Origin of the sequence: Metapseudomonas cellulosilytica, from assembly GCF_049334135.1 — a bacterium.
In the GTDB taxonomy this organism is placed as follows: Bacteria; Pseudomonadota; Gammaproteobacteria; order Pseudomonadales; family Pseudomonadaceae; genus Metapseudomonas.
This window is the reverse complement of the sequence record NZ_JBHZGN010000068.1, coordinates 1-513: the sequence shown is the minus strand read 5'-3', so window position 1 is coordinate 513 and position 513 is coordinate 1. Positions and strand designations below refer to the sequence as shown.

Sequence of the window (513 nt, the reverse complement as noted above, 5' to 3'; positions counted from 1 at the left end):
CGGCGTCTTCCATGGTGTTGTAGAAGATCGGGGCGATCTTGGTGCCGAAGCAGAAACCACCGGCGCGCTTGTTCGGCACGAAGGGGATGTCGTCGCCGAAGAACCACAGCACCGAGTTGGTGGCGGATTTACGGGAAGAACCGGTACCGACCACGTCACCGACGTAGGCCACCGGGAAACCCTTGGCCTTGACCGCTTCGATCTGCTGCAGCGGGCCGACGGAGCCCGGCTGGACCGGCTCGATGCCGTCGCGGGCCATTTTCAGCATGGCCAGAGCGTGCAGCGGGATGTCGGGGCGGGACCAGGCATCCGGGGCGGGGGACAGGTCGTCGGTGTTGGTTTCGCCAGGCACCTTGAATACGGTCAGGGTGATCTTCTCGGCGACGGCCGGCTTGGCCTGGAACCACTCGCCCTCGGCCCAGGACTTGAGCACGGCTTGAGCGGCGGCGTTGCCTTTCTTGGCGCGCTCGGCGACGTCGTGGAAGGCGTCGAACATCAGCAGGGTGTGCTTCA

Annotated in this window: 1 pseudogene; it reads right to left on the bottom strand. The window is 65.3% G+C overall.

The features are described from left to right. Positions 1 to 513 (bottom strand): annotated as a pseudogene (locus ACFW0H_RS30130) (bifunctional aconitate hydratase 2/2-methylisocitrate dehydratase); the annotation flags it as partial.